Source organism: Flavobacterium sp. N502540, assembly GCF_025947365.1.
In the GTDB taxonomy this organism is placed as follows: domain Bacteria; phylum Bacteroidota; class Bacteroidia; order Flavobacteriales; family Flavobacteriaceae; genus Flavobacterium.
In genome coordinates this window covers 249,747-274,897 of record NZ_CP110012.1, presented here as the reverse complement: position 1 = coordinate 274,897, position 25,151 = coordinate 249,747, and the positions used below count along the sequence as shown (strand labels likewise).

23 protein-coding genes are annotated in these 25,151 nt (G+C 32.1%); 12 read left to right on the top strand and 11 right to left on the bottom strand.

Translation table 11 applies throughout. The annotated features are described in order from the left end of the window. Positions 1 to 10 precede the first annotated feature (10 nt). From OLM58_RS01215 to OLM58_RS01195, 5 genes are all read right to left on the bottom strand, one after another. A complete protein-coding gene (locus OLM58_RS01215) occupies positions 11 to 481 on the bottom strand; it encodes a hypothetical protein (protein WP_264530871.1) in 471 nt (156 codons plus the stop codon). Between the two features lie 27 nt (positions 482 to 508). Beyond that, the gene (locus tag OLM58_RS01210) at positions 509 to 703 is read right to left on the bottom strand and encodes a hypothetical protein (protein ID WP_264530870.1); all 195 of its coding nucleotides are present in this window, start codon (positions 701 to 703) and stop codon (positions 509 to 511) included. A 386-nt stretch (positions 704 to 1,089) separates the two neighbouring features. Then, positions 1,090 to 3,159, bottom strand: coding sequence for a hypothetical protein (locus tag OLM58_RS01205; protein WP_264530869.1), 2,070 nt, complete (start codon positions 3,157 to 3,159; stop codon positions 1,090 to 1,092). 172 nt (positions 3,160 to 3,331) lie between these two features. Beyond that, positions 3,332 to 3,520 (bottom strand): hypothetical protein, encoded by a 189-nt coding sequence (locus OLM58_RS01200; RefSeq protein ID WP_264530868.1) that lies wholly within the window; start codon positions 3,518 to 3,520, stop codon positions 3,332 to 3,334. Positions 3,521 to 3,540: 20 nt separating this feature from the next. After that, positions 3,541 to 5,799 (bottom strand): hypothetical protein, encoded by a 2,259-nt coding sequence (locus tag OLM58_RS01195; protein WP_264530867.1) that lies wholly within the window; start codon positions 5,797 to 5,799, stop codon positions 3,541 to 3,543. A 341-nt stretch (positions 5,800 to 6,140) separates the two neighbouring features. On the opposite strand from OLM58_RS01195, the gene OLM58_RS01190 reads away from it, so the two are divergent. The 4 genes from OLM58_RS01190 (at position 6,141) to OLM58_RS01175 (ending at position 12,206) form a co-directional block, all read left to right on the top strand. Then, a complete protein-coding gene (locus OLM58_RS01190) occupies positions 6,141 to 10,046 on the top strand; it encodes a glycoside hydrolase family protein (protein ID WP_264530866.1) in 3,906 nt (1,301 codons plus the stop codon). After that, a complete protein-coding gene (locus OLM58_RS01185) occupies positions 10,030 to 10,890 on the top strand; it encodes a hypothetical protein (protein WP_264530865.1) in 861 nt (286 codons plus the stop codon). Before OLM58_RS01190 ends, OLM58_RS01185 begins: the two co-directional genes overlap by 17 nt. A gap of 90 nt (positions 10,891 to 10,980) precedes the next feature. Beyond that, positions 10,981 to 11,274 carry a hypothetical protein gene (locus OLM58_RS01180; protein WP_264530864.1) on the top strand — a complete coding sequence of 98 codons (294 nt, stop codon included), beginning with the start codon at positions 10,981 to 10,983 and terminating at the stop codon, positions 11,272 to 11,274. Between the two features lie 242 nt (positions 11,275 to 11,516). Next, complete coding sequence (locus OLM58_RS01175) at positions 11,517 to 12,206, top strand: hypothetical protein (protein ID WP_264530863.1); 690 nt, start codon at positions 11,517 to 11,519, stop codon at positions 12,204 to 12,206. A gap of 127 nt (positions 12,207 to 12,333) precedes the next feature. Here the strand turns inward: OLM58_RS01175 and OLM58_RS01170 are convergent, their stop codons facing one another. Beyond that, positions 12,334 to 12,507, bottom strand: a complete 174-nt coding sequence (locus OLM58_RS01170) for a JAB domain-containing protein (RefSeq protein ID WP_264530862.1) — start codon at positions 12,505 to 12,507, stop codon at positions 12,334 to 12,336. Positions 12,508 to 12,590: 83 nt separating this feature from the next. Here OLM58_RS01170 and OLM58_RS01165 point away from each other — a divergent pair, with 83 nt between their 5' ends. The 3 genes from OLM58_RS01165 to OLM58_RS01155 all read left to right on the top strand — a co-directional run bounded on the left by OLM58_RS01165 (position 12,591) and on the right by OLM58_RS01155 (position 15,077). Further along, on the top strand, positions 12,591 to 12,884 hold the full coding sequence (locus OLM58_RS01165) for a hypothetical protein (RefSeq protein WP_264530861.1): 294 nt from the start codon (positions 12,591 to 12,593) through the stop codon (positions 12,882 to 12,884). A gap of 450 nt (positions 12,885 to 13,334) precedes the next feature. Next, positions 13,335 to 14,252, top strand: a complete 918-nt coding sequence (locus tag OLM58_RS01160) for a hypothetical protein (protein WP_264530860.1) — start codon at positions 13,335 to 13,337, stop codon at positions 14,250 to 14,252. A 171-nt stretch (positions 14,253 to 14,423) separates the two neighbouring features. Next, the gene (locus tag OLM58_RS01155) at positions 14,424 to 15,077 is read left to right on the top strand and encodes a hypothetical protein (RefSeq protein WP_264530859.1); all 654 of its coding nucleotides are present in this window, start codon (positions 14,424 to 14,426) and stop codon (positions 15,075 to 15,077) included. 56 nt (positions 15,078 to 15,133) lie between these two features. Here the strand turns inward: OLM58_RS01155 and OLM58_RS01150 are convergent, their stop codons facing one another. Continuing rightward, positions 15,134 to 15,430, bottom strand: coding sequence for a JAB domain-containing protein (locus OLM58_RS01150; RefSeq protein WP_319802367.1), 297 nt, complete (start codon positions 15,428 to 15,430; stop codon positions 15,134 to 15,136). Positions 15,431 to 15,465: 35 nt separating this feature from the next. Here OLM58_RS01150 and OLM58_RS01145 point away from each other — a divergent pair, with 35 nt between their 5' ends. From OLM58_RS01145 to OLM58_RS01125, 5 genes are all read left to right on the top strand, one after another. Beyond that, positions 15,466 to 16,215 (top strand): hypothetical protein, encoded by a 750-nt coding sequence (locus OLM58_RS01145; protein ID WP_264530858.1) that lies wholly within the window; start codon positions 15,466 to 15,468, stop codon positions 16,213 to 16,215. Between the two features lie 161 nt (positions 16,216 to 16,376). Further along, complete coding sequence (locus OLM58_RS01140; RefSeq protein ID WP_264530857.1) at positions 16,377 to 17,219, top strand: hypothetical protein; 843 nt, start codon at positions 16,377 to 16,379, stop codon at positions 17,217 to 17,219. 96 nt (positions 17,220 to 17,315) lie between these two features. Next, complete coding sequence (locus OLM58_RS01135; RefSeq protein WP_264530856.1) at positions 17,316 to 18,293, top strand: hypothetical protein; 978 nt, start codon at positions 17,316 to 17,318, stop codon at positions 18,291 to 18,293. Positions 18,294 to 18,339: 46 nt separating this feature from the next. Continuing rightward, complete coding sequence (locus OLM58_RS01130; RefSeq protein ID WP_264530855.1) at positions 18,340 to 19,308, top strand: hypothetical protein; 969 nt, start codon at positions 18,340 to 18,342, stop codon at positions 19,306 to 19,308. Between the two features lie 174 nt (positions 19,309 to 19,482). Further along, the gene (locus tag OLM58_RS01125) at positions 19,483 to 20,520 is read left to right on the top strand and encodes a hypothetical protein (protein ID WP_264530854.1); all 1,038 of its coding nucleotides are present in this window, start codon (positions 19,483 to 19,485) and stop codon (positions 20,518 to 20,520) included. 178 nt (positions 20,521 to 20,698) lie between these two features. Here the strand turns inward: OLM58_RS01125 and OLM58_RS01120 are convergent, their stop codons facing one another. The 4 genes from OLM58_RS01120 to OLM58_RS01105 all read right to left on the bottom strand — a co-directional run bounded on the left by OLM58_RS01120 (position 20,699) and on the right by OLM58_RS01105 (position 25,151). Beyond that, a complete protein-coding gene (locus OLM58_RS01120) occupies positions 20,699 to 21,445 on the bottom strand; it encodes a HesA/MoeB/ThiF family protein (RefSeq protein ID WP_264530853.1) in 747 nt (248 codons plus the stop codon). Positions 21,446 to 21,792: 347 nt separating this feature from the next. Then, a complete protein-coding gene (locus OLM58_RS01115) occupies positions 21,793 to 23,766 on the bottom strand; it encodes a protein-disulfide reductase DsbD family protein (RefSeq protein WP_264530852.1) in 1,974 nt (657 codons plus the stop codon). A 48-nt stretch (positions 23,767 to 23,814) separates the two neighbouring features. Next, complete coding sequence (locus OLM58_RS01110; RefSeq protein WP_202703606.1) at positions 23,815 to 24,621, bottom strand: hypothetical protein; 807 nt, start codon at positions 24,619 to 24,621, stop codon at positions 23,815 to 23,817. 2 nt (positions 24,622 to 24,623) lie between these two features. After that, complete coding sequence (locus tag OLM58_RS01105; protein WP_123923531.1) at positions 24,624 to 25,151, bottom strand: heavy-metal-associated domain-containing protein; 528 nt, start codon at positions 25,149 to 25,151, stop codon at positions 24,624 to 24,626.

The following is a 25,151-nucleotide window of genomic DNA, read 5'->3' as shown; positions in this document are numbered from 1 at the left end:
TTTTTATTTTTTAGTTGGAGAATGTTTTAGCGAAAGCCGTAATAAAGGTGTTTTCGAGTCTTGTTTCGTTGTGTTTCTGCAACCAGAGCGCTTCTTCAATTAGCTTATAAAATTCATCCATCGGTAATTGATAAGGATCTACCTGAAAAGCCTGACGTATAAGTGCTGCCGATTTCTTGAACTCGTCTTTTTGAGGTGTTGCATTGATGTTAAATTCACTATCAGAGCGAATCATTGAGATGATGGAATTTCCTGCAGAAAGCATGAATTCGTCATCATAATTTTCTTTTTCAAGTGCACATTCTTTGAACAGAAACAAAATTGCATCATGCGGATCATCATTGTATCGTTTTTGATAATTCAGAAATGTTGTGAGAGATGGTTTTTTGCAATATGCTGTTATAGATTGATCATCAGAGGTAAGTTTTAATACGTTACCATATTTTTCTTTTAGTTTTTCGATTGCTGTTTCGTCTAACATTTTTTTGATTTTAAGAATTTCGATGTTTTAAATAGAACTGTCTGTACTTTCTCTTTTCAGGATTTCCGTAAGACTTTCAGTGGTTTGTGACTGATTTAAAGGAGTAATGTTAAAATTTCCAATAATAATACTGCCTTCGGACTGTTGTTTCAAAGGATTTTTAAAATTACTCAGATCGGGTGTCGAGGGTATTTCTCCTAAATCTCTGGATGTAGAATTCATGATTGATTTGATGTTTAAAGGTTGGTAATACGGTTTAAGATATTCTCAATAGATGAGGTAGTTACTTTTAGGATATTCCCATAAGTAAGCGGTGTTTTTATATTGATCTTGAGAATGCTAATAGAGTTTATTAGCAGATGTAAAAATAAGAGATAAGGAGCTGAAAAAAGAAAAATATAGTTGCTGTTTTCAGTAGTTTCAGTAGAAAGAATTTATGGCTAAAACCTTGGTGTATAGTTGTTTTTATGTTTCTTTTGAGAGTGGAGTGGAAAGAAAAGAGATAAGCCTAAAAGAGTAAAGAGATCTCTTTTAGGCTTTAACTTATTGGTTAAATAAAATTTGAGTTTAACAATGAAGAATATATTTAAGAATGTTTTCCCCTTTTCCTACAATAAAGGTGCGGCATAAGTTTTAATGGTTAAAACATCCGATGCATCTCGCTCTTCATAGAATAATTTATGATTAAATTTATTCATCTGAATTTTCATTTCATCTAAATCTACTGAATTGATATAAACATCTCTTCTGGATGCAGAGGCGGGAATATAATTGACACTGCTTGTGATTCCGTTAAATATAGTATTGCCTAGTTTAGATCTGTTGAAAATGGACATTGAAAATAGTAAACAGTTGTTGAATATTAATTTACTATAATTGGTATATATAGGTGAAGTTTCATTACGTAAGTTATTATAGAAATACAAAGTACTATTTTCGATTGTAGAGTTATTAAAATTATAAAATGGTAATGCTCCGCCCAGAAGTACCTTGTTTAAGGATGAACTTTGTATATTCTCTATTCTAATCCATCTAACAGAAGGTTTACTCCCACTACTGTAATTGTTAAGATTAACACCGATCACAGAATTGCTGATTTGAGAAGAAGCCGATCCTTCAATTACAAAATTCGACAATGATTTTATATTATTAATTACAAATGATGTCTTACTACTATGGAAGGTATCTAAGAATAAACTATTATAAATTTGACTAGAAGCTCCTGTAAGTAATGTCGAGCATACAAATGTTGTGTTTGATAATGTTTCAGCATCTATATTTGTATCTAAATTAAGTTCGCCTAAATTATTCTGAATTACTGTATTCTCAAATAGCCCGGAAACTTTCATCGTTTTGACATTAACTGGCTGATGATTTTGATCCAGTTTAAAAATTGTAAAATCTTTAGCATGCATATAAGAACTGACCTCCATTGTAAAGTCAACAATCTTTGTATCAGCATCGATTGTTAAAGATTTATGATCTAAATCATGAGCTACATAAAATCTTTCTGGTGTTGCTGTCGTTGATTTAGTAGCTGTAAATTGGTAAACACCGTCAAATCCTGTTAGAGAAGTTACCGGTTGATCCTGGTTAAGTGTTTTTAAAATAGAATCAGCTGAAATTTTCCATCTGCGGTAGCGCTGTACTCTCCAGTCGATTTTTAAGTCAATGTCAAGAGCCCTATTGTATCTCCTTAAGATCGTTCCTTTAGTAGCGACACTTCCCGCGACAGGCAATTTATATTCAATACTATCGTCAGGATAGGTTACGGATTTTCCTTCTAATTCAAATTCTTTTGTCGATTTCGCCTTTAAAATAATGGATTCTAAAGGAACATTAAGATTTTCTTCTGCCGACATATTCATGTATGAGGTACCATTGTGTACTTCGGTATTTAATACCCCTCCCGGACGTATTACGGGTTTTCCGTTAGCATCATTTACAACTAAATTATCAGCAATTCCATTGGAATATCTGGGCATTGAATATTCAAATTCTAATCCTATGATGGATTGCATTCCATTGGCGAAACGGAAATAAAACCCCTGAGAGGCGACAAGACTTACGGTTGTTGTTGAACCAACAAGTAATGGCCCAGTGTAGTCATTGGGAAGTTTTGTTATGACAACGTTTTTACCCACAATTAAATTTAAATCATAGCCTACATTTAGAGCAGCATACTTTGCGGGAAAAGAACTTATTTGTCTTTTAAATAGCGTTGGAGAAGAGTCCGATCCGTTAATGGTGTAAATGGTTTGAAAATCATTGATCAAATAATAATTGCCCGGAATCAACGAATTGGATTCTACCAGATTTAATATTTTTTCGGTATTTACATTATTTTCACTTTTTATAAGATTATTTACAAAGTCATAAACTGCTTTTGAAGACGGATAATCATTATTGGTTGATAATGAGGAAAGTGCCAGACTTTTATTAGTAATATTTTCTTTTGACGCAAATAAAGTTTCATGAGCTGTTTTACTAGTTTTATGATCTTCAAACTGATCTTTCTCAACTTTAGTGTTTAATACATTAACCAGATTGGTTATATTATTTTGTGGAATCTCTTCATCCTTATGCCAAAAGCTTAGCCAGGAATCCGAAAATTGTTTTTGAGTTGGTTTTTTGCCGGTTTTGAACCAGCTTAGAATGGTATTGATATTTGTTGCCATGTTGGTTTGAATTGATAATGAAATTAGATTGCAGATGTGTAGAAAAGTAATCTCTCATTGTATTGAATATACCGGAATCAGAGAATAATTTAGATGGATGGAAAGAAGGAAATATACCTTCTTTTTTCGGGAGTTTCAGCAGAAAACGTTGTTTTGAGGGGACTATATTTTTTTATTTTTTATTTGAAAACAAGTTTGAAATACTTGGCAATGAAGCTGATAAAACTAACCCAATCAGTTTGATTCTATTAATAACTATTTCTGTCAATCCGGCATCTTGTAAAAGGTCAAATTTAGTATCAATGAAACTTGTTAAAACGATTAATAGGCTTGCAATTACTGCGATTTTTGATTTATTCATAGAATTTTATAATATTATTTTTAAGGTGCAACTGTTGTAACTGAGTATTGAATCCATCTGGTCGCTGTTTTTTCATAAATCAACCCTCCACCAGAAATAGCAGTACATACAACTCGAAAACCAGCCATCGCATTTGGATAAGTTGTGTTTAGATTTGTAGCCGTTAAAGCAGCTGTAGTTGCATTTTCAACAGATGTTGTAAGCTCTAAATATTCTTTATTAATCAAACTTTTTGCACCTCCTGAAACTATTAAGGTCTTAGTCAAATTTGGTGCTTTAATCTCACCAGTAGTGTCTTTGGTTAAAGCAATGTTTCCAACTCCATCAGATATAGTGATTGTATTTGAGGCGTTAGCTAAAAGACCTGTTACTTTTCCTAAAACCACATTGCCATTTCCTGTCGTTATACCGGTAGTATTACCACTGTTTGGTGCAAGAATCATATTATTTGAACCTGTTGTGATACCGCCACCGCGCAATATAAATCCTGTACCAGCAATTATGGTATTACCACTTCCGGTCGTTATACCACTTCCGGCCTGATCACCTATTCCAATATTGTACGTTCCGGTTGTTTGATTAAATAAAGTGTTTGCTCCCAGAGCCACAGCATTCCCCGTCGTATTCGAATACATTGCACCAGCACCAACTGCAACACATAAGGCGCCATATACATTAGAATTTAAATTTCCAACGGTATTAAACATAGCACTTGTGCCAATGGCTACGTTATTGTTTCCTGATACATTATTACGCAGTGAACTGGCACCAATAGCCACATTCTGATGACCATCAATATTTTTTGATAAAGCACTTACTCCCAGTGCGGTATTGAAATCAGCAGTTGCATTTGCATTTAATGCATTTAGACCAATGGCTGTGTTATTATTTCCCGATGTATTTGCATTCAGTGCATTTACTCCAATCGCTGTATTACTGTTTCCCGTTGTATTACTGCGTAGGGCCCATTCTCCAAGTGCTGAATTGTTTTCTCCTGTTGTATTAGCTATCATCGAATCGTATCCAATAGCAGTGTTGTAATCACCTGTCGTAAATGAACTGCCGGTAAGAGCACTACCAAGTACAATATTCTCTGCTCCGGCCCCAATACCTTTACCAATGCGAACACCGCTTATTGTTTTATCAACTCCACCAAGTTCTTGTAGCGCTATGTTATCAACTATTCCAATTTGTGTAGCCGAAACTGGAGATCCTATTTCATCTGTAGTGGCTATAGTTCCTGATTTGGCAGGAAGTATAATTGTAGAATTTGATTCACCTGGTTCAGCAAAAACAAGCCTATTGTGTACAGAGGCACCATTGAAATAAAAGAATCCGTTTTTTGCAGATGAAAAATTACTATTAGTAGCTTTACCTACTGTTTGAAAACCGTTTGCATTATATAACGTGAAGTTATTGTTATTTGATGGATCAGTCATAGTAATTGTGGATCCGGAAATTGTAGTTAGGTTATTTGTATCCATATCCTCAATTTGCATAGCAATGCCATTAAGTATTGCAACTTTGCCTTGCGCCAGAACGTCTTGTAAATTGGGAGTCGACGCCTCCGTAATTTGCTTCCATTCACCATTTTGCCTGCCATATTGATTTCCGTTGATAGGAGCTTCTTCGATTCCTCCATTTATGGAAATATTTCCTTCACCAACGATAGATTCTCCATTAATAGTTTTAAAATCATCTGTGGTGGCGATTGTATAAGTATTATTATTAAATCGTTCTAATTTTGCAGGAAATTCAAATACATTACTGGATACCGGGTCTGCTATTTTTATTATGGTACTTTTTCCATTTTTATATTTGTTTAATGAAATATCACCTCTGAAAATGGATATGTTACCTTCTTCTCCGGTTCCTAAAACTCTGCAGCCAAGTGATATTTGGTTTGTTAACTGAAATAAGGAGGTGCTGTCAAATTCACTTCCTACCGTTATATTATTATACTTATAGTTGCCGTAGTTTCCCATTATAGTTGCATTACTGTAGCCATGAGAATCAGTAGGATAGGCAGCAATAGGATTGGTATCCAGCACTGATTTTAATCCTTGTGGGGCATGTGCATTTTTATCTGCTAAATGATCATTTAAAACGCTTTTATCTGCCTTAGCAGAAAGCAATTCGTCAATCCCTTCGACATCTTTTACAGGAACTTTTTCGTATTTGTGTCGGAAGGAATCCCAGGTATCCCAGAATTGTGTTTGTGTTGGTTTTAATCCGGTTTTGAACCAGTTTTTAATCGTATTTAACGCTTGTATAGCCATGTTTGTTTTCTTTTTTAATGATGTAAGTAAGACTGATTTAAGAAGTTTTTCAAGTTTTTCTTATCCGGTATTTTAGGTCTTTTTTCCATGTTTTTAATGATGTTAAATAGGAGTGAGTAGTAAATTTTAAAATTTCAAATACCTATAGAAAATAGGATTGTTTCATTTTTTTTGAGGGTGTAAAAGTAAAACAGAAGGATTCTAAAAGAAGAAAAAATAACCTTCTCTATTCAGTAGTTTCAGTAGAATGGAAACTTACTGAAACTACTGAATACAAACGTCCTGAAGTTTTAAAATGATAAACTAGGAGACTACTTTTACACTCTGAAAAATAGCTACCGATGAGTAAAAACGTAATTCACAATTTCGATATTTTAATACAAAATAGTGCTGATATAAATAGTGCTGAACATTTAACCGATGTCATGATAAAAGAGCTGGCAAAAATTTCAAAAGAAATGAGTCAGCAAAAGGATATAGAACAATTATGGCAGGAGCAGAAGAGCCAAAATCCTTTTGTCAACAACTCTAATTTCTCAGCCGAAGGAGGCGTGAACGATACAATTGCTAAAACAGCAAATAACACAGCATTATCGGTAAACAATACTCCTTCGGTTTTCGGAGAAGCGAGACATACTTTTGATAATGTAAAAGGAGGGGCTGGAACTATTCCTTTTGGAACAACAAATGTTAATACTTCAATCGGAGAAGACGTTGCTGATACTATCAACAGCACAATGATGAGTGCTGTCCTATCAGCTAACACTACTTCTCCGATATTCGGAGTTGAAGATGATACTTTAAATTTAAGTAAAGGTTTAACAAGTCAGATTTATTCTGGTGTTGAGGCGCAGCAAATGCTGACGATACCGGAAAAACTACAAACAAATGGTGAACCCACTCTGGAAGCTGTTAAAGAAGCAATCAGAAAAAAAATAGAGCAGGCTAATGCTGCAAATGATAGAACAGCAGTAGAATATTGGACTAAAATTTCTAAGGCTTTTGATGAAAATAAAGGAGTGTCTGTTCAGGATTTTGACGGTAAACCAAATCATGAATTATTTACAGAAATGTACACCGCTCTAAAACGGTCAAATTTAGTAACAGCGACCCCAAATTTTAATTGGGAAATCGTTCGCGAAAAAATGATTAAAGCAATTGATGCCAATATATTGTTTGGGGAAATTTCCGAAGGAAGTAAAAAACGCTGGAAAATAATTCAACAAGAATTACAGAAAGACACCACCAATGTTGCTAATCTTTTCGAACAATATAATGAACTGTTTTTATTGCTAAGACAAGTAGAGGGACTGGATGACTTACCTGGTACAATTAGTATAACCACTAAAACCAAAATTTATCCTAATTTAAGTGCAGATAGACTTTATGGTAAGATTGGAAGAGAAGCTGTCTATGCATTCTTAAAAGAAATAAGTTATGAAGATGTTCAGGGAAATGCAGTAAAAAGAGGAGCGGTCAAAATAAAAAATACAACTGCTTCTTCCTTTATCGTAGGAGAAAGTTTGGAGTTTTTCCTTGACGAAACCCTGATCGTTCAAAATGGATATAAAAACGAAGGTATTAACTGGATTGTTTACAAGGGGAGAAAAGGCAAAAAAGACGAAGAAACTATTTTTGAAGATGAAGGGATATCCTTTAGTTATAATTTTGATACAGCAGGCACTTATAAAATTGAAGCCTATGGAGATGAGTACGGAGCCAACAATAAAAAAAGTAAAAAGTCATTCGCTTTTGTAGAAGTAAAAATAGTGGCTCAGGAGCTTGTAATTTTACCTCCTTCCACAGTTAAAGGAAGATCGGTAAGACCTTCAGCGAAAGAGTTTATATTTAAAACAGCTTTAAAATACCCGAAAGTAAAATCACTAAATCCATTAAAACTTTACTATCAAATAGAGACCAAAATTAATAATAAAGGAACCACAATTTCAGACGAAAAAGAACTGGATTCAACAGGAAACATTAGTGTATTGATGCCTGATTTGGGAACTTATAAGATTAAAATAATCAGTAAGGATCAATATGCATTGACGCAGGAGTTTGAAGTTTCAGCAATTAAAAATGAAGTGACCAGTATTGGTCCTATTAAAGGAGAATCAAACAAAAATGTCTTTTTATTGGGTGGTTCAAACAAGACTTTTACTTTAGAAGCAAAAACTTTTAAAATACCTCCTACAGATAAAGAAAAACAGGATGTAAAATGGATCGTTTATGATTCTAAAAATAATCCGTATTTGACGGCAGGAGATATCTGGTATACTGAAAAAGGCGCTCCAAAAAGAAAGCACCTTCATAAATGGGAATCTTTTGGGATATCTGTACCCGATAAAGAAGGGCACTACACAGTAGAAGCCTTTATGGACGCAGCAAAAGGTGTCGATGCTAAAGCTACTTTCAAAATGGAAGTACAGCGTCCGCAAGTAACTGAGGCGTATTGGGCTTATAGTAATGGTGACAAAAAAGAAACTTCCGGTTTTTCGGGAGAAGTAAACCATGTAAAAGCGAAGATTCCGGGCTATGAAAATCAGAAAGTAAGAATTAGTTTTTACTTAAACGGCAGTAAAGAGGCTTCTTATTATAATGAAACGACAACGAATGAAAGTGGTGAAATAAATAAGATTATAACTTTTGATGATATTTTTCAGAAACGTTTTGGGGTTCAGGAGGGTAAAACAGCCAAAATTAGTTTCAAGTTAATGGGAATACAAAATGATAAACTATACGCATTTAAGAGAAATACCGATGTTAACACCACTGCGGTTTTAAAGATTGCAACGGGTGCAAAAATAAAAGATGCTTATTTTCAATATGATGGAAAAAGAGTAACGGCACAGGATGAAATTCCTCTTAGTTATAGCGGTGAATATGTAACCATTGTCGCAAAAACGCAAAACATGATCGGTAAAGAGATTGTACTAACATCTCATAAAGCCAGGGAAAAACCAAATTTTAGAAGTAAAGTAAAAATAGATTCAGAAGGCAATGCATCTGCGACTTTTAAAATAACCCGTCTTAAAGGAACAAAAGTCGGCGAAAAATTGAGCTACTATGTTGGTATCGAGGGACATTCTACTTTGCATTTAGGTTATAAAGGATTGAATATGGTTGTGGGTGAGAGTATGAAAAAGAAAGAAATTATTTTTCCATTATTAGAAAAGCCTACAAATAATACTGGCTCAAAATGGGGTAAAAACTATAATTGGACTGCGGCTGATGGACATAATCAAGCAACCTTTGATTCTTATAGAGATTATGGAGCAAGAAAACATGGAGGGAGAGATTTGTACACTGAGAAAAATGCAGAAGTGATTGCTATTGCTGATGGGAAAGTTTTAGAAACGGCTTATTTTTATTCGCAAACAAATCAGGTCACAGTTTTACACAAATTAAAAGATGGCAGAAAGTTTATCGCAAGGTATGGTGAATTAAATCCTAAAAGTATAAAAGTAAAGAAAAATGATATTGTTAAACAGGGAGATACTATTGGGCAAACAGGAAAGCTCGTAGGAGTTACAGTAATCACTGGACAAGATATTTATATGTTGCATTTTGAAATTTTTTCGACGGAAAATGGGGAAAACTTAGATAGCCCACTTACAAATACATTAAATGGATCTCCTTTCAAACGTAGAAAGGATTTAATTGATTCGGTTGATATCTTAATGGAAGGATATAAAAATGCATTTAATGGTAAGCAAAAGAAAGGACCGCAAGGCAATAGAATGGATATACAAAAAATGAGGTTAAGTGAAAAAGGAAAAAAATTCATAAAAGACTGGGAACAGTTTAGTCCACATCTTTATAATGATGATGCAAAAGAACGCAATTGTTCAATTGGATATGGTCATTTAGTTCATAAATTTCCGTGTAATGGCTCTGAACCTCAGGAGTTCAAGGACGGTATTGATATAAAAAGAGCAACAGAATTATTCGAGCAAAGGGTAATACAGTTCGAGAACGCTGTAAAAAGAGATATTCATGTATATTTGTATCAAAATGAATTCGATGCATTAGTTAGTCTCTTATATAATACAGGTCAGAATTTTTTAAATGTAGGAGGTCTTAATGACGGAGTAACGAAGATAAAGAAAAAAATTAATTTAAAAGACTATGAGGGGGGAGCTGACGAAATGGGTGATGTAACAAATGGAGGACTAGAAGGATTAGTTGTTAGGAGAAAGGCCGAAATTAAAATGTTTAAATATAATGTATATGATTCAAATCACTAAGTTTTTTTATTTTAGAGTTACAGTTTTTTTAGTTTTATTATCTCTTTTTTCATGTAAAAAAGAGGAACACCAAAATCATGTAATAAATAAAGAAAAGAAAACGGAGATTACTGATATTTCAGCTAAAGTAAAAAATAGAAATAATTGGATTTTTTATAAAGCTGTACCATTATTAAAAGACGAGTATGTTTGCGATGTTGAAAAGTTTAAGTCTTTAATCATTGATATTTCTGGGGATTCTGTATTTATTTCAAATAAATATTCTGATGAAGTGTACAGAAGTAAAGTTTTATCGGAATCTTTTTTTGAACATAAATATTTACTTCGAGCATATCAGAAGATTTTGAAAGATGATTTCAAGATCATCTTGCCAAATAAAATTGAATGTATTCGGAATAAGAAAGTGTATGACAAGAATTCTGAATTAGACAAATATTTTCAGGATGCTTTCTTTGTCGATAATTACATGTTTGTTGAAAGTGATGGGTGTGTAATCGCATTTGTAAAAAGTAGTAAAGATAAAAAATCTGCAGCTGAGTGTGAAGATGTGACGGTAGAAATGGGAAGTGGTAAAGTCTGTACGATAAAAAATACAAGTTTGGCTAAAGTTTATGAGGAAATTATTTCAAGTAAACTAGTTGAAAAATCATCTGCTTTGCCAAAAAGAATACCAATGGTTGACAGTATAATGAACATCAACAAAAATGGGTTAATTGATGTTAAATTTAAAGTAAAATCTGGAAAAATAGAGGTCGTAATGAATTTTGATGGCGGAGTAACAGAAATAATATTAGAAAAAGAGGAAAAGAACATTAAAAGAAGTATCTATTACTATGCAGATTAATGATGATGCTGTGAAAGATCATTGAGATGGGCAATAGAAGATAAATTAAAACAAAGAGTTTTAATCAAAGGAATTAATGAATAAGAGTGCATGAAAAATAATAAAGTAGTTATTTATCTTCTCTCCCTCCTTCTCTTTGCTTGCCAAGATCAAAAAAAAGAAATCAATGAAATCAAACAAGTCAAAGAAATAAAGATTTCGGTAAACAAAAATAAAATTGCAGCACTTAAAAATGATGCATTGTATGATTTTGAAGGAGAATACGAATATAAGAATAGTGATTCTTCAAATGAAAGCCTTTTTTTAATATTGAAAAAAGTTGAAACTAAAAGTATTCCCGATTTTGAAGGATCTTCATGGGAAGAGAAGAATGAAAAAGTCTAAAATGTTAGTTTGACTCTTGCAGGATTGCTTTATGGGAATACAGTTTTTTTTTGAGGAAGCGAGAGAAGACTATGGGCCAGTTTTTTTGTTGTAAATGTTCAGGTTGAGCCATTTGAAAATAATTCATTAAAAGTGAATGTGCATTTTGATTCTTCAGACCTTTTAGAAACCCCTGTTCAACCACCAATTGAATCTACTAAAGAATTATTTGTAGTTTTAGATCCCAAAAAAGAAAAACAAATATGATGAATATAATAAAGAGTAGCTTTTGTTTAATTTTAGTTTCTTTTATGTGGGTTTCATGCTCAAAAGAAAAAAGCTTAGTAGAACCTGAAAAAATTGAAGCCTCGGAAAGTCTCAAGAATAAAATTCCTAAAAACTTAAAAATTGTAAAGACTGAAAAAGTAAACTTGAATAATGATTTGACTATTTTTATCTGTTTAGCCTTAGATGAAAAAAAAGGAGAATATAGCGAGTATTGGTTTTCGAGTAATGAAGAAATTAAACAGATAAATAAATTTTATTCTGAATCTAATAAAAAGTGGTTTGTAAATATTGACGAAGATCCAGAATTAGAAATGTTGAAAATTATAACAGAAGAAGGGTATATTGATTGTGCATTTTATGATGTTGATAAGAATAGTTTCAATTCTAATGTTATTTTTAATTTTGATCCACTCATATTTAAAGAAAATAACAAGTATTGGGGATTTTCTGGAGATATAGATGATATCATTCTGAAAGATAAAAAACTTCTAACAACGATTGATAACAATATTCCGGATTATGAAGAGAAAAAGATGAGCATAAATCAAAAGAATCTTCCTATCATCTACTTTAGTAGTGATAAAAGTGATTTAGATATTATAGAAGAAAAAATAGGAAGTTGCAAGTTTATGAGCATTAGTGAAATTAAACAGAAAATTAATTAAGATACAAGCTACCCCAACCGGTAGCTTTTATTTTTTTACATAAATTGAAAACCAGTGTTACCTATAAATCCCTTTATCTGCAAAGGAATAATAACTTTATAGATTGATAATCAAGCGATTGAGTGTGTTAATGGTTTAAAAGAGTTACCGACATGTTTGGTTTTGGAGTAATCAATTTGTCAGCAGGAGAAGGCAGTGTTTGGCCCGAAGGATGATTGTGTATCATGATAAGAGCAGAAGCATTTGCTTTTAGCGCTGCGGCAAATACTAATTTAAGATCTATTGAATCCAGATATTCCACGGGAGGTGGCTTCGTAAACTCCTAGTGCTTTATTAGACTGACTAAAGAGTAGAATTTTAAATTATTATTTTTGAGAAAAAAAGATGAAAAAAACGAACGTAATTATTTGCCTTCTTTCACTCACTTTCTATGCATGTCAAGATCAGAAAAAAGAAACCAATGAAATCAAACAAACCAAAGAAATAAAGATTTCGGTAAACAAAAATAAAATTGCAGCACTTAAAAATGATGCATTGTATGATTTTGAAGGAGAATACGAATATAAGAATAGTGATTCTTCAAATGAAAATCTTTTTTTAATATTGAAAAAAGTTGAAACTAAAAGTATTCCCGATTTTGAAGGATCTTCATGGGAAGAGAAGAATGAAAAAGTCTAAAATGTTAGTTTGACTCTTGCAGGATTGCTTTATGGGAATACAGTTTTTTTTGAGGAAGCGAGAGAAGACTATGGACCAGTTTTTTTGTTGTAAATGTTCAGGTTGAGCCATTTAAAGATAACTCATTAAAAGTAAATGTCACTTTTGATTCTTCAGATGTTTTAGAAAACCCTGTTCAACCACCAATTGAATCTACTAAAGAAGCTTTGCGAAAAGGAAATAAAAATTGGAAAATAAGCGAATTGAATATTGATAGAGAACTTATTTTTGAAATAAAAAAAACTAATGAATTAATATTCAAACCGGATTTAAATTCGGATGATAAAACATTTAAAAGGATAAAATAATTATTGTTTTTTCAGATAACCCGGATCACTTTCATATTCAATTAAATTAATGTACTATATTTTAGAATGTCCTATATTTACTTCAAACTTAATTATATTATAAATGCGTTATTTGTTTATTGTTTTATTTTCTTTAGTTGTCGTTTCCTGTGTTAGGAAACAAAAAGATGTTGATAACATAGGTGTTAAAAAAGAAGAAAATACTAAAGATCAAGTTTTAGGAAATAAAAAGATCAAAGAACTTGAAAGTCAGGTTTTTCATCTTGTACTTCATGAGAATAAATATTGTTACTTTTTGGGTAAAACAGGAGACTATCAGAATATAACACTTAATTTCAATGTTAAACGTTTGATAAGCGAGGCAACGATAGATAATATTTTTTATGACAATGAGTTTAACTCTTTTAGGAATCAGTTGTATAAAATTAGAGATTATAGAGTAAAGAGTAGATCAAACTATGAGATAGCTGTTTTTGATGAATTTGAAGGTAAAGATGCGAGAATTAATTTTTGGCTTATTAATAAAAAGGATGATGTTTGGAAGTTCGAATTTCTACCTTCATGGAAAGAAGAAGAATCTAAGAGAGATTACCTTGCAAATTTAGATTTGCGCCAGAAATATTTATTTGTAAATAAAAAAAATATTGACTCCATTACAGTATTGACTAAAGGGGGATGGAGTGAAGATGGTAATGACGAGAATTTAGATACTGTTTGTTATAAAATGCCCTATTATTTTAAACTAAAAGAGAAATACAAACATTGGAAACACTACAATCCAATTCGTTTTGTTTCTTCAAAAAACAAGGTTGCAATGTATACATCACCAGATTTATCGTCAGAAGTCGTCGAAAATTTAAAATACAATGACTGGATTATTATTAACGATACCGTAAAAAATGAATCAACAGGCAATAATTCGTGGCTTGATGTTTATGATAGGGTAAATTTTCGGAAAGGCTATATTTTGAATAAAGATTTAGTTGAGAAACCAACGTATAAAAACTTACTCATAAAATAAGTAGGTGGTGAGAAAAAATGGATGATTAAAAAACAAAAGCTATTCTAAAACGATAGCTTTTGTTTTTTCCTCAAACTGAAAAAAAGCAGTTTCAATCATAAATTCTATATAGAAAGACAAATCAAACCTTGGGATGTCAAAACAATTTATAGATGATAAAATTAAATTATTATGAATGGTATTATTTGTAGAGTGGCAGTTATTTGCACATTCTTTATTCTGTTTGGATGCAAAGAGGAATCTCTAAAAAAAGAAATCCAGGAAATTAAACAAACCAAAGAAGTAAAGATTTCAGTTAATAAAGATAAAATTGCAACTGTAAAAAATGATGCATTGTATGATTTTGAGGGTAAATATGAATATAAGGACAGTGTGAGCCCAAATGAAAGCCTTTTTTTAATATTGAAAAAAGTTGAAACTAAGAGCATCCCAGATTTTGAAGGAGCTTCATGGGAAGAGAAGAATGAAAAAGGAGAGAATGTTAGTATGACCTTAGGAGGATTACTTTATGGTAATACAGATTTATTTGAGGAGGTTACGGAAGGTTATGCTCCTGGTTTTTTTGTTGTAAATGTTCAAGTTGAGCCATTTAAAGATAACTCATTAAAAGTAAATGTTACTTTTGATTCTTCAGATGTTTTAGAAAACCCTGTTCAACCACCAATTGAATCTACTAAAGAAGCTTTGCGAAAAGGAAATAAAAATTGGAAAATAAGAGAATTGAGTATTGATAGAGAACTTATTTTTGAAATAAAAAATTCTAATGAGTTAATACTTAAATCAGATTTTAATTTGGAGGATAAGATATTTAAAAGAATAAAATAATGATTATTCTTTTTCGGTAGCTTTTGTCTTTATATCCAAAACTAAAGCGCACACACCTATAAATTCCCCTTATCAGCAAACGAATAATAACTTTCTGAGGTAATAATCAAATGATCAATTACATTAATACCTAAAAAAGCGCCAGCATGTTTGGCTTTTTGGGTAATCAATTTGTCAGCAGGAGAAGGCAGTGTTTGGCCCGAAGGATGATTGTGTATCATGATAAGAGCAGAAGCATTTGCTTTGAGCGCTGCGGCAAAAACTAACCTAAGATCTATCGAAGCTCCAGATATTCCACCCGAAGCGACTTCGTAACCCCCTAATACTTTGTTGGACTGATTGAGGAGAAGAATTTTAAATTACTATTTTTGAGAAAAAAGATAAAAAAATGAAAATAATGATATGCTTATTTCTTTCTTTATTTATGTTTTCTTGTAAAGATAAAGAAAAGGGAAAAGTCAAAAATGAACTTAAATTAATTAAACCACAGGAAGTTGTAATAAGTAAAGAATTAAGAGGTCTAATTCCTGATGTATATGAAAATGTTGTTACAGAAACTATTGATTTTGATAATGACTCAAAGAAAGATTTCATTTGTACAGTATATGATTCAAAAAGAGATATAAATATAGAATATTGGATTACTTCCAATTATAAATTATTCTTAGTTAACGAGTTTTATGGTAGTATTAATTATAAATTTTTCATTAATCTGGACAAGGATGATATATTGGAATTGTTTAGATGTTCAGGAGAAGAAGATGGTATTGACTATGTATTTTATGATATTAAAAATAAAAAATTAGAGCCTCTTTTATATTTTACTCCAATTTTAATTGACAAGGATAGACCGACTAATTATTTTTTTGGATACCCATGGGATATTTCAGAAATAGTTGTTTATGATCATAAATTACTTTCTTCTGTTACTAATAGTATTGAAAGAGATGGAGATGTTTTAGTTCCTGAAAATCAGAAATTTTTACCGGTTATTTTCTTTAATGGTAAAACTACTCAGCCTGAAATTAAATATGATAAGAAAATTAAAGAGGGATATTTTTCGTTGGAAAAAATTATTAATACTGTTAACAAGGTAAGTGAGAGGCAAAATTTGAAAATTATAGAATCATTAAAATAAAATTGGCTTCTTATAAGATAAAAACAGAAGTTATACTCATAAATTCTCTTTGTTGGATAAGAAGCACCTTTCGGGGGTAAAAATTGCATAGATCGAGAGTTATATGCAGAAACAAAATTTAATTAAAGAATATGAGAAATTGTACCAAATTGTTGGTTTTGTTGTTCGGAGTGGTATTAATAAGTTGTAGACAGCAAACACAGGAGAAGCAAAATACAGCTTTAAAAAAAGTTAAAACCGCTAATTCAAAATATCTTCTAAAAAAAGAAAATAACGTTGATGTCTTTGCTTTATCAGATATTCAGGGAAAATGGGAATTGAAAAAATCATCCAATACAAATTCTGAGACTCTTGAAATTAATAATTTTGAATTGTTAGATCGTGAATTCATTTTGGGTGATGGAACTAGTAATACTTACTTTGAGATTGATAGTATACACAATTTAGAATATCATATAGAAGGGCATTTCTACAATCATTCGTTAGCAGAGGAAATGAAAAGCCTAGAGAAAAAAATCTATGATCTCTTCAAAGTTAAGCTCAATACATTTAGAGGAGTTATGATTACTAAGTGTTCACCTCCATTTCATAAAATATATGTGTTTGGAGATAATCTGCTGGTTTGGTATTCGGGCGATTATATGCAGTTTGTTAAAAGTAAGAATGCCAAAGAAGTCCTTTTTAAATGCAAGGAAAACGACAATGGAATTTCCAGATATGAGGATCCTTTAAATAAAACTTGTGTTTGTAATGAAAGCGCATTTAATAGGGCTTATGAGATATTTTATAATGAGTCACCTGATTATTTAAAAAAGGATTTGCTAAAAAAACTACCGCAAAGTAATTTTAAAACACGCTCTGAAGATGCTGAGGTTCAATATAAGTGGATTTTACAGGATACATTAAAAATAGAAATGGGTTTTCAGGGAGGTGAAAATCGTTATATTTTCTACAAAAATGATGATAATAAAATTGAATACAAAGAATATTTATCCTTGCCATAATTCTTTCTTTTGATTTAAATAAACAGAAAAACTACCGTAATTGGTAGTTTTTTTCTTTAAAAGAATGTGCTACTTTAGCCTGAAAACTGAAAAAATATGAAGATATTAAAAGAGTACTGCTTACTCTTTTTTTTTGTGCTTTCTATTATTGGATGCAAAGATGAAAAGGTAGAAAGCAAAAAACAAAGAAATTATCAAAAGGAAAAGAATAATCTAAATTTTGATAAGGTGTTAAAAATGAGTAAATATGAATATGTGTATGATACTTCTAAATATGGTAGTTTTTTTACAACATCTTATGATTATGGAGTTTTATATGCTCCTGAAAATGGTAATGATCTGGGGAATTTAGTAACTTTTTTAATACCTAAAGATTTCCTTTTTTTTGAAAAGTATTCAAAATATTTTAATGAAGATGATTCTGAGAAGTTTGAGACTTATGTTAACAAATTAAGCATTGAAGAGTATAAAAAAGTATTTGATATTTATGTTTTTTTCATCGATAGCAAATATCTAATCCCAACACCACATGCTGATTGTCCAATTTCGGTAAAAGAAAAACATAAGACAGATTTGTATCACTATAAAAATAATTCATGGGAAAAAATGGATTCTTTTGAAGTAGATTCAGATAATAAGGATAATGAAGAGATGCATTGGAGAATTAATTTTATTGAAAAAAAGACCAAAGATTTACAAAAAACTTTTTTTAATTCTATTGCCAAATCAAAAATCGAGGATTCATGGTACAGGGATTATATTTTATTGCTGGACTCTTATGAAGCAAATTATAATTACACCTACTATATTAAAGTATCTAAGGACTCCTGTTATTTTGTAGAGCGTGATTTTAAAGATTTACTGGTACCTGTTCAAAAAGGTGATACCTTGTTTTTATATCACAAAGAAAATCTTCTCGAAGATAGAGAATATATAAAAAACAAGCATATTCCCGAGGTAAAGATTGTAAAACTGAAGGACAAGTATTATGTTAATAGTCCTATTTTTAATTTAAAAGAAAGTATTTCTACTAAACCATTAAAATATGGCTTTATTAGTGATGAAATAAATTAAAAAAATGATTTAATGAAAGTAAGTATTATTGATAACTTAATATAATTTGAAAAAGATCATAAAAGTATTAGTCTTGCTGTTGTTAAGTAGCTGCAAGCAGGAAGTAACAAGAGAGGCTGTTGAAAAAGCGAATAAAGAAACAGATAAAAAAGAAGTTTCAAAAGAGGTATATGTTGATTACACGATACCGCCTGTCAATTTTTTAGAAGCAAAATACAAGGTAAATGGGTATTATCTTCAGGATCATAGTCCAACGTTTCCTGTTTATCTTTTTGATCTTGAAGATGTGGGTTTTTTTGATGTGAATTACATTGGGAAATCAAGTTTGATTCAGGACTATTGGTCTGTTTATAATAAGAAAGGTTTTTTTTCGGAATTTAAAAATATCGATAGAAGCTCTGAAACTTCAAAAGAGATAAATGATAAAGTAAGTCAAATTTTAAAACAGAAATTAAATGAGTATTACATTGTTGCGAGTTTCTTACCTAAAGAGGCGGTCTCAAAATACTACAATGACGGATCAGGAGATTTTGATTTAAAAGAGAATGCCTGTACTTATTTTTATATTCATGAAAATAATAAATGGGTTTTTCTAAAAAAGCTTTTAACAAATAAAATAACCAAAGAGGGAATTGATTTATATACGGAATTGTTGTTGTCCTACAAATTAAAAAACCTTAAAGCAATTGATGAAAATTATCAGGGTAATTTTTCGGCAACTGTTGAGGAGGAATTAACAACCGAAGGTATGGGGCATTCAACATACAATTTTATGATAAGCGAGGATAAAATTTCGCTAAAGTTAGATTCCTTTTATGGGCAGTCAATTGGCGAAGGGGATTATAAGGGAAGAGTAGAAAATAATGTTTTGGAATTATATTACAATGGAAATGATAATCGATGTATAAAATTAGATCCTACTTATTTAATAAAAAAAGAGGATAATAAATATTTCATCAAAGGAGTTGGAGGTGAAGGAACCTTTCACGAATGGATAAAACTGGATAAGAAATAAAATATGTTTTAAGATTTTATAAAGCTGCCCTAATCGGCAGTTTTGATTTGTTATACTTCCATGAAAAAAGAGACAGTACCATTTAGGAAATAATATAAATATCAGGTTCAAGTAAGAAAAATCAGAGCGAGTAATGGTAATATTGTTGTACAAAATTAAGAAATAAACGTATTTATGAGAAAAAAAGGATTGCTTCTATTTATAATATTGATTGTTATATCTTCCTGTAAGAAAGAAAAATCATCTACAGAGATTATTACTTCAGATGGAGTCGTTACAAATTTTGAAGGGGTCGATTTGTTTTCTACTGCAGATTTGTCTTCTAATAAAAAGTACCACTTGGATTATGCGTCAAAAGTTAAAATTGTGTCTTTTGATAAGGTTAAAAATAGATCAAAGATTCTATACAAAAATCAAGAGCTGTATGTATCTCTTCGCGATATTGAGTTACTTTCTAAAACAGAAGAGAGTCAGAGTTATTTTACAAACGACTGTTATTGCCTGTTTGGTTTAGACAGAACAAAGACTATTAATTTTCCAACAAAATATGATACCGTTCATTATTATACAAAGGATGGGAAAATTAGGCTTATAAAAGAGATAACGTCTTATCAACCAAGTTATGAAACTTATATAAAGCATGATGTTGAGATTTCGAGAGAAGATTATAACTCAGAAACGCCAGACTTATATTCCTATTTTACAATTGATAAGAATGGTTTTTTTATTGGGAATCTTTACAAAGTAATGAACACATCTTTTTTGGAATGTTATAATAAGAAATCATCGTATGCAATTACTGATGGCCTGGTTAAATTACAAGAGAATTCCGGTATTAGTGCGGAATTTACTTATGCAATGTATTTGTTTAACACTGACCTTTTGTATGCAAAAGTTAGTATGGATCGTTTTGTAAAAACTTTACCTAATTTTGATTATAAAAAGGAAGAGATTTATATTGAACAAGGTGATTTGTATTTGGAAAAAATAACTAATATAAAATTATATAATGTTGATAATTTAGAACCTGTTGACTATAATGATTTTGCAATAGTGTTTAATTATTTGAGAGAGTTTAAAATTATTAAGAAAGATGAGAAAGAAAAGTACTTTGTAAAAATCAATGTACTAGGAAATGAATTATCCCCTTTTTCAGGAGAGTACTACATAGATTTAAAAGAAATTGCAATGTTTGCTTCGATTCCGGACTAGGAAGTTTCTTTAAGAAAAGATTCATAAAGATAGAAACCGGGTTAAAAGAAATTGATATATCGATGTGAAATTTTGAAGAGAACACTTAACTCTGTTTATTCAAACAAAAAAGCTGCTTCAAATAATTGAATGCAGCTTTTTTTAATTTTATAATAAAAATGAAGTTCGTTTAAATTCCCTATTTAATACTCGTCAGATAAAACTCCGGGAATGTTTTTACGGGGGAGTTGGTGGCAATATCAAATGCAATGTGGGTGCACATTCCAGCTACCAACCAGGATGCAATAGGGAGTTGGGGAGGAGACAGATTTTTGTTTTCCTTTTTGTATTTGTCCAGAATTTCTTCGAGCCATTTTTGCGGATTTTCCCAATAGCGCATATACTCTAAAACATAGTCGACAACATTCACTTCGCTAAATTTTTCATCTGGCTTTTTTAAAACCTCTAAACCTTCATCATCGGAAATGACTAAGACCAATGCGCCCCATCCGAGGTTGTAGGGATGTAAAACCGGAATGTTTTTTTGCTGACAAATCGAATCGAACAAAAGAGGAACTTCGGAAGTAAAATCCAGAGCGTTGATCGCAATTTTATGGTCTGTTATGTAATTGCCAACATTCTCAGGTGTTAAAAAACAATTGTGAATCGTGATTTTTGCCTGACTGTTGATAGCCAGTAAGCGTTCTTTAAGTGCCTCTACTTTGGGTTGTGCAATATTGTGTTCGGTATAATTTTGTCGGTTTAAATTGGACAATTCGACAACATCACCATCGATGATGGTTAAGGTTTCAAAACCTAATCGCAATAAACATTCAGCAATAGCACTACCGATACCTGCTCCGCCTAATAATATCGGAGTTTTTTTTATTAATTCCTGTTCTTCCGGGCTAATATAAAGTCTATTTCTGATATGTCTTTGTTCCATATTTATTTTTTAGAAGTTAAAAATTTGTTCTTTTGACAGAGATAAAAGGAAGTAACAGGAATCCTTAGAGTTTATCAAAACTGTTAATTTATGAATCTGCATCAAAGCTAAATTATCGAAAATAATATTAATATTGAAGCATAAAAACTTAATAATTATGATTTTAAAATGTGTTCGTGCACTATAGCTTCGCGAGGGGAATTGTAATAAAATTTCTGTTTCAGAGTTTGATGATCTGTAATAATAAAAAAAGGAGATACCTGAATATCTCCCTTTGTTGTGGCCTTAACCAGACCACGATTGTGCACAACGTTTAAAAAATGCACAGATGTAAAAAAATGGTACTTTTATTTTTTTAACTTAGCAATACCGGATTTCAGCCATTGCTCATATTCAGTAATGTCAGGAGTATATCCTGCAGGTTTGCTCAGCTTTTCCTCATTCGTATCTAATAAAATATAGTACGGCTGCGCATTTGCTTTGTAACGGGTAATTTGAAAATCACTCCATTTATTCCCTATGGTTGTAATTTTTTTGCCGGTTTCTTTAGATACATATTGTTCTTCAAGAGGCAATTCTCTTTTGTCGTCAACATATAAAGAAATTAAAACGACTTCATTATTTAAGATGGACAAAATACGAGGGTCAGACCATACATAATCTTCCATTTTTCGGCAATTCACACAGGCAAATCCGGTAAAATCTAAAAGGATAGGTTTGTTTACACTTTTGGCGTAGGCTAGCCCTTTTTCATAATCCTTGAAAGCCATGATGTCATGAGGGCCTTTGTGTGCCCCGTCTGGTAATGATTTTTCAGCTGATGAGGTATTTTTTCCAGCCCCACCCACACCATAAGGAGATTCGCTATAAGTCATTGGAGGAGGGAAACCACTAATTAATTTCAAGGGAGCACCCCATAAGCCGGGAATCAGATAAATGGTAAATGTCAGTACGATTAATCCAACTCCTAAACGGCCTACCGAAATAGATGACGTTGGAGAATCATGTGGCAAGGTTATTTTTCCAAATAGATAGAAAGCCAGCGTACCAAATATAGCGATCCAAATGGCCAGGAAGATTTCTCTTTCAAACCAGTGTAATTGTAGCACTAAATCGGCATTGGATAAAAATTTAAAGGCCAAAGCCAATTCCAGAAAGCCCAGAAACACTTTTACGGTATTGAGCCAGCCACCGGATTTTGGCAGTGTATTTAACCAGCCCGGGAACATGGCAAAAAGCATAAAAGGCAATGCCAAAGCCGATGAGAAACCTAACATTCCCACAATCGGTGCAATTCCGCCTTTAGAAGCTGCTTCAACCAGTAGAGTTCCTATAATGGGTCCCGTGCAGGAAAAAGAAACAATTGCCAGAGCCAATGCCATAAAAACGATTCCAATAATACCACCTTTATCTGCCTGCTGATCTACTTTATTCGCCCATGAATTGGGTAACATGATTTCGAATGCACCCAGGAAAGAGGCCGCGAACACAATCAGTAAGATAAAAAAGATAATATTAAACCAGACATTGGTAGATAGTGCGTTTAAGGCATCTGCACCAAAAATGAGCGTAATTACAGAGCCTAGAAATACATAAATCAGGATAATTGAAATGCCATAAATAATAGCATTTTTAATTCCTTTAGCTTTCGTTTTACTTTGTTTGGTAAAGAAACTTACCGTCATGGGAATCATCGGAAACACACAAGGGGTAAGCAGTGCGGCAAAACCGGATAAGAACGCAATAATGAAAATCATGTACAAACTGGAATCTGTTTTTTCAGATTCCGGTTGTTTTTCTATAGCGGGATTTATTGTTGTTTTTTCCGTTTTCTCGTTTGTAATATCGGCAGCCTGAATTTCTTTTGCTTCAAGCGTTTTGAGATTGAATTCAAAGTACTTGGTTTCGCTAATACAATTCTCTTTGCAAACCTGATAAGAAAGCTCTACCTGTATGACTTCTTTTTCCGGATTGGTCTGTTTGATTAATTGGGTAAACACAGCTTTGTCCGAAAAGAAAATTTCATCTACCCCAAAGATTTCATTAAACTTTCGGTGGGTTTCGCTTTCGGTTGCTTTTCCAATAAGTTCATAATTGCTTTTGGAATCATGAAAAAGGAATTCAGCCGGAAGCGGACCATCTTCGGGAGTGAATTGCGAATATACATGCCAGTCTTTTTCAATAGCTCCTTTAAAAGAAAGCTGATATTCCGAATCGGATTTTTTCTCGATCGAAGCTTCCCATTTCACAGGATTTATAATCTGCGCCTGGACTTTGGCAAAAGCAAAGAACAGGAATAATAAATAAATTATTTTCTTCATTTTATAGGTTTAATCAGAACGATTTGTTCCAGTTGTAATGGGATTTATTTACTTCGTTACATTGAAAAAAGTATATTCCAGTTTCAGAAAAACACCATCGGTTGCCATACGCTGCATAGAACTGTACAACTCTTTTTTGTAAGCCAGGTCAATTCTCGCCTGACTGTTGATGATAAACTGAATCGAAGGAACTACATCCAGGTACGATCTGCCATTTTCGGTAATAGTTTGTCCGGTAAACTCCAACATTGCATTAATGTTCGTCTGTTTGTAACTGGTATATTTTTTAGGATGCATTAATTTACCCACAGAGAAGGTATAATTGATGGCATTTTTACCCAGCATATCCGGAAAGCTGTAATCGGCATTGTTAAGAGCGCGCACATAACTTACAGAAGAACTTATAGCTACTTTATGAAGCAACTGTGTGGCAACCAAACCGGCTTCGTAACCTGAATTTCCATTTGCCAGATCTATCGCTTCCTGATTAAAGTAAGAGTTATTATAGCTGTATCGTCCAAAGGCAGCCATCCTGAAATGACTTTGTAAATCATCTGCCGAAAAGAATCGGTATTTGGCATAAAATCCACCACCTTTAAGGCCCAGTCCATTGTCCTGATTGCTTAAAAAAGCTGAGGTACGAACCATCAGGTTTTTATTGATGCCCCAGGTAACTTCCGGGGTTAAATTGTACATGGAACCGCTTTCGAGTTTCTTTTCCATTAAGGATTGTCCAACACGAACTCCAATAGAACCCGCCGGAGCATTACTGGCAGGTTCGGTTACTACAAATAATTCTTGTGCTTCAATTTGATAAGAAACCAGAAATAAGAAGATTAGGGATAAATATCTCATTTTTAAAGGGCTTTTAAATAGTAATCATTCTCATTTTCAGTCGCGTAATCAGGATATTTTGAATACGATTTAAGTAGTTTTTTATACTCTTTCTGCGTTACAAAACCTTTGTCTAAAACCCTGTACTTCCCTTCGGCATGTGCTACAGGCTTTTTAATATCGATAAAAGTATAGGTGGCATCATCGATTTTCAGAGTGGTATTGTCCTCAATTTTATCTACATGAAACTTTGCTGTTAAAACTAGTGACCCAACAAAAAAACCGGCTTTTTCAACTGCTTTTTTCAGGACTTTAGGCTCCAATGAATTGTCTTTTTTAAAATAGACTGTAAACGTATTGGTATTTAAATCTGTACTGATACTGTCTACTTCTGTAAAAGCTTTTAACTGTTTGTTTATGGCATTCGAACACATCGAACAAGTTAATCCCGTTGCGATTATTTCGGCTTTTGTAATTTGAGAGTACGAGTTTACACCAGTTAATAATAGGATAAGTGTAAGAGCTATGAATTTTATATTTAGAGTTTTCAT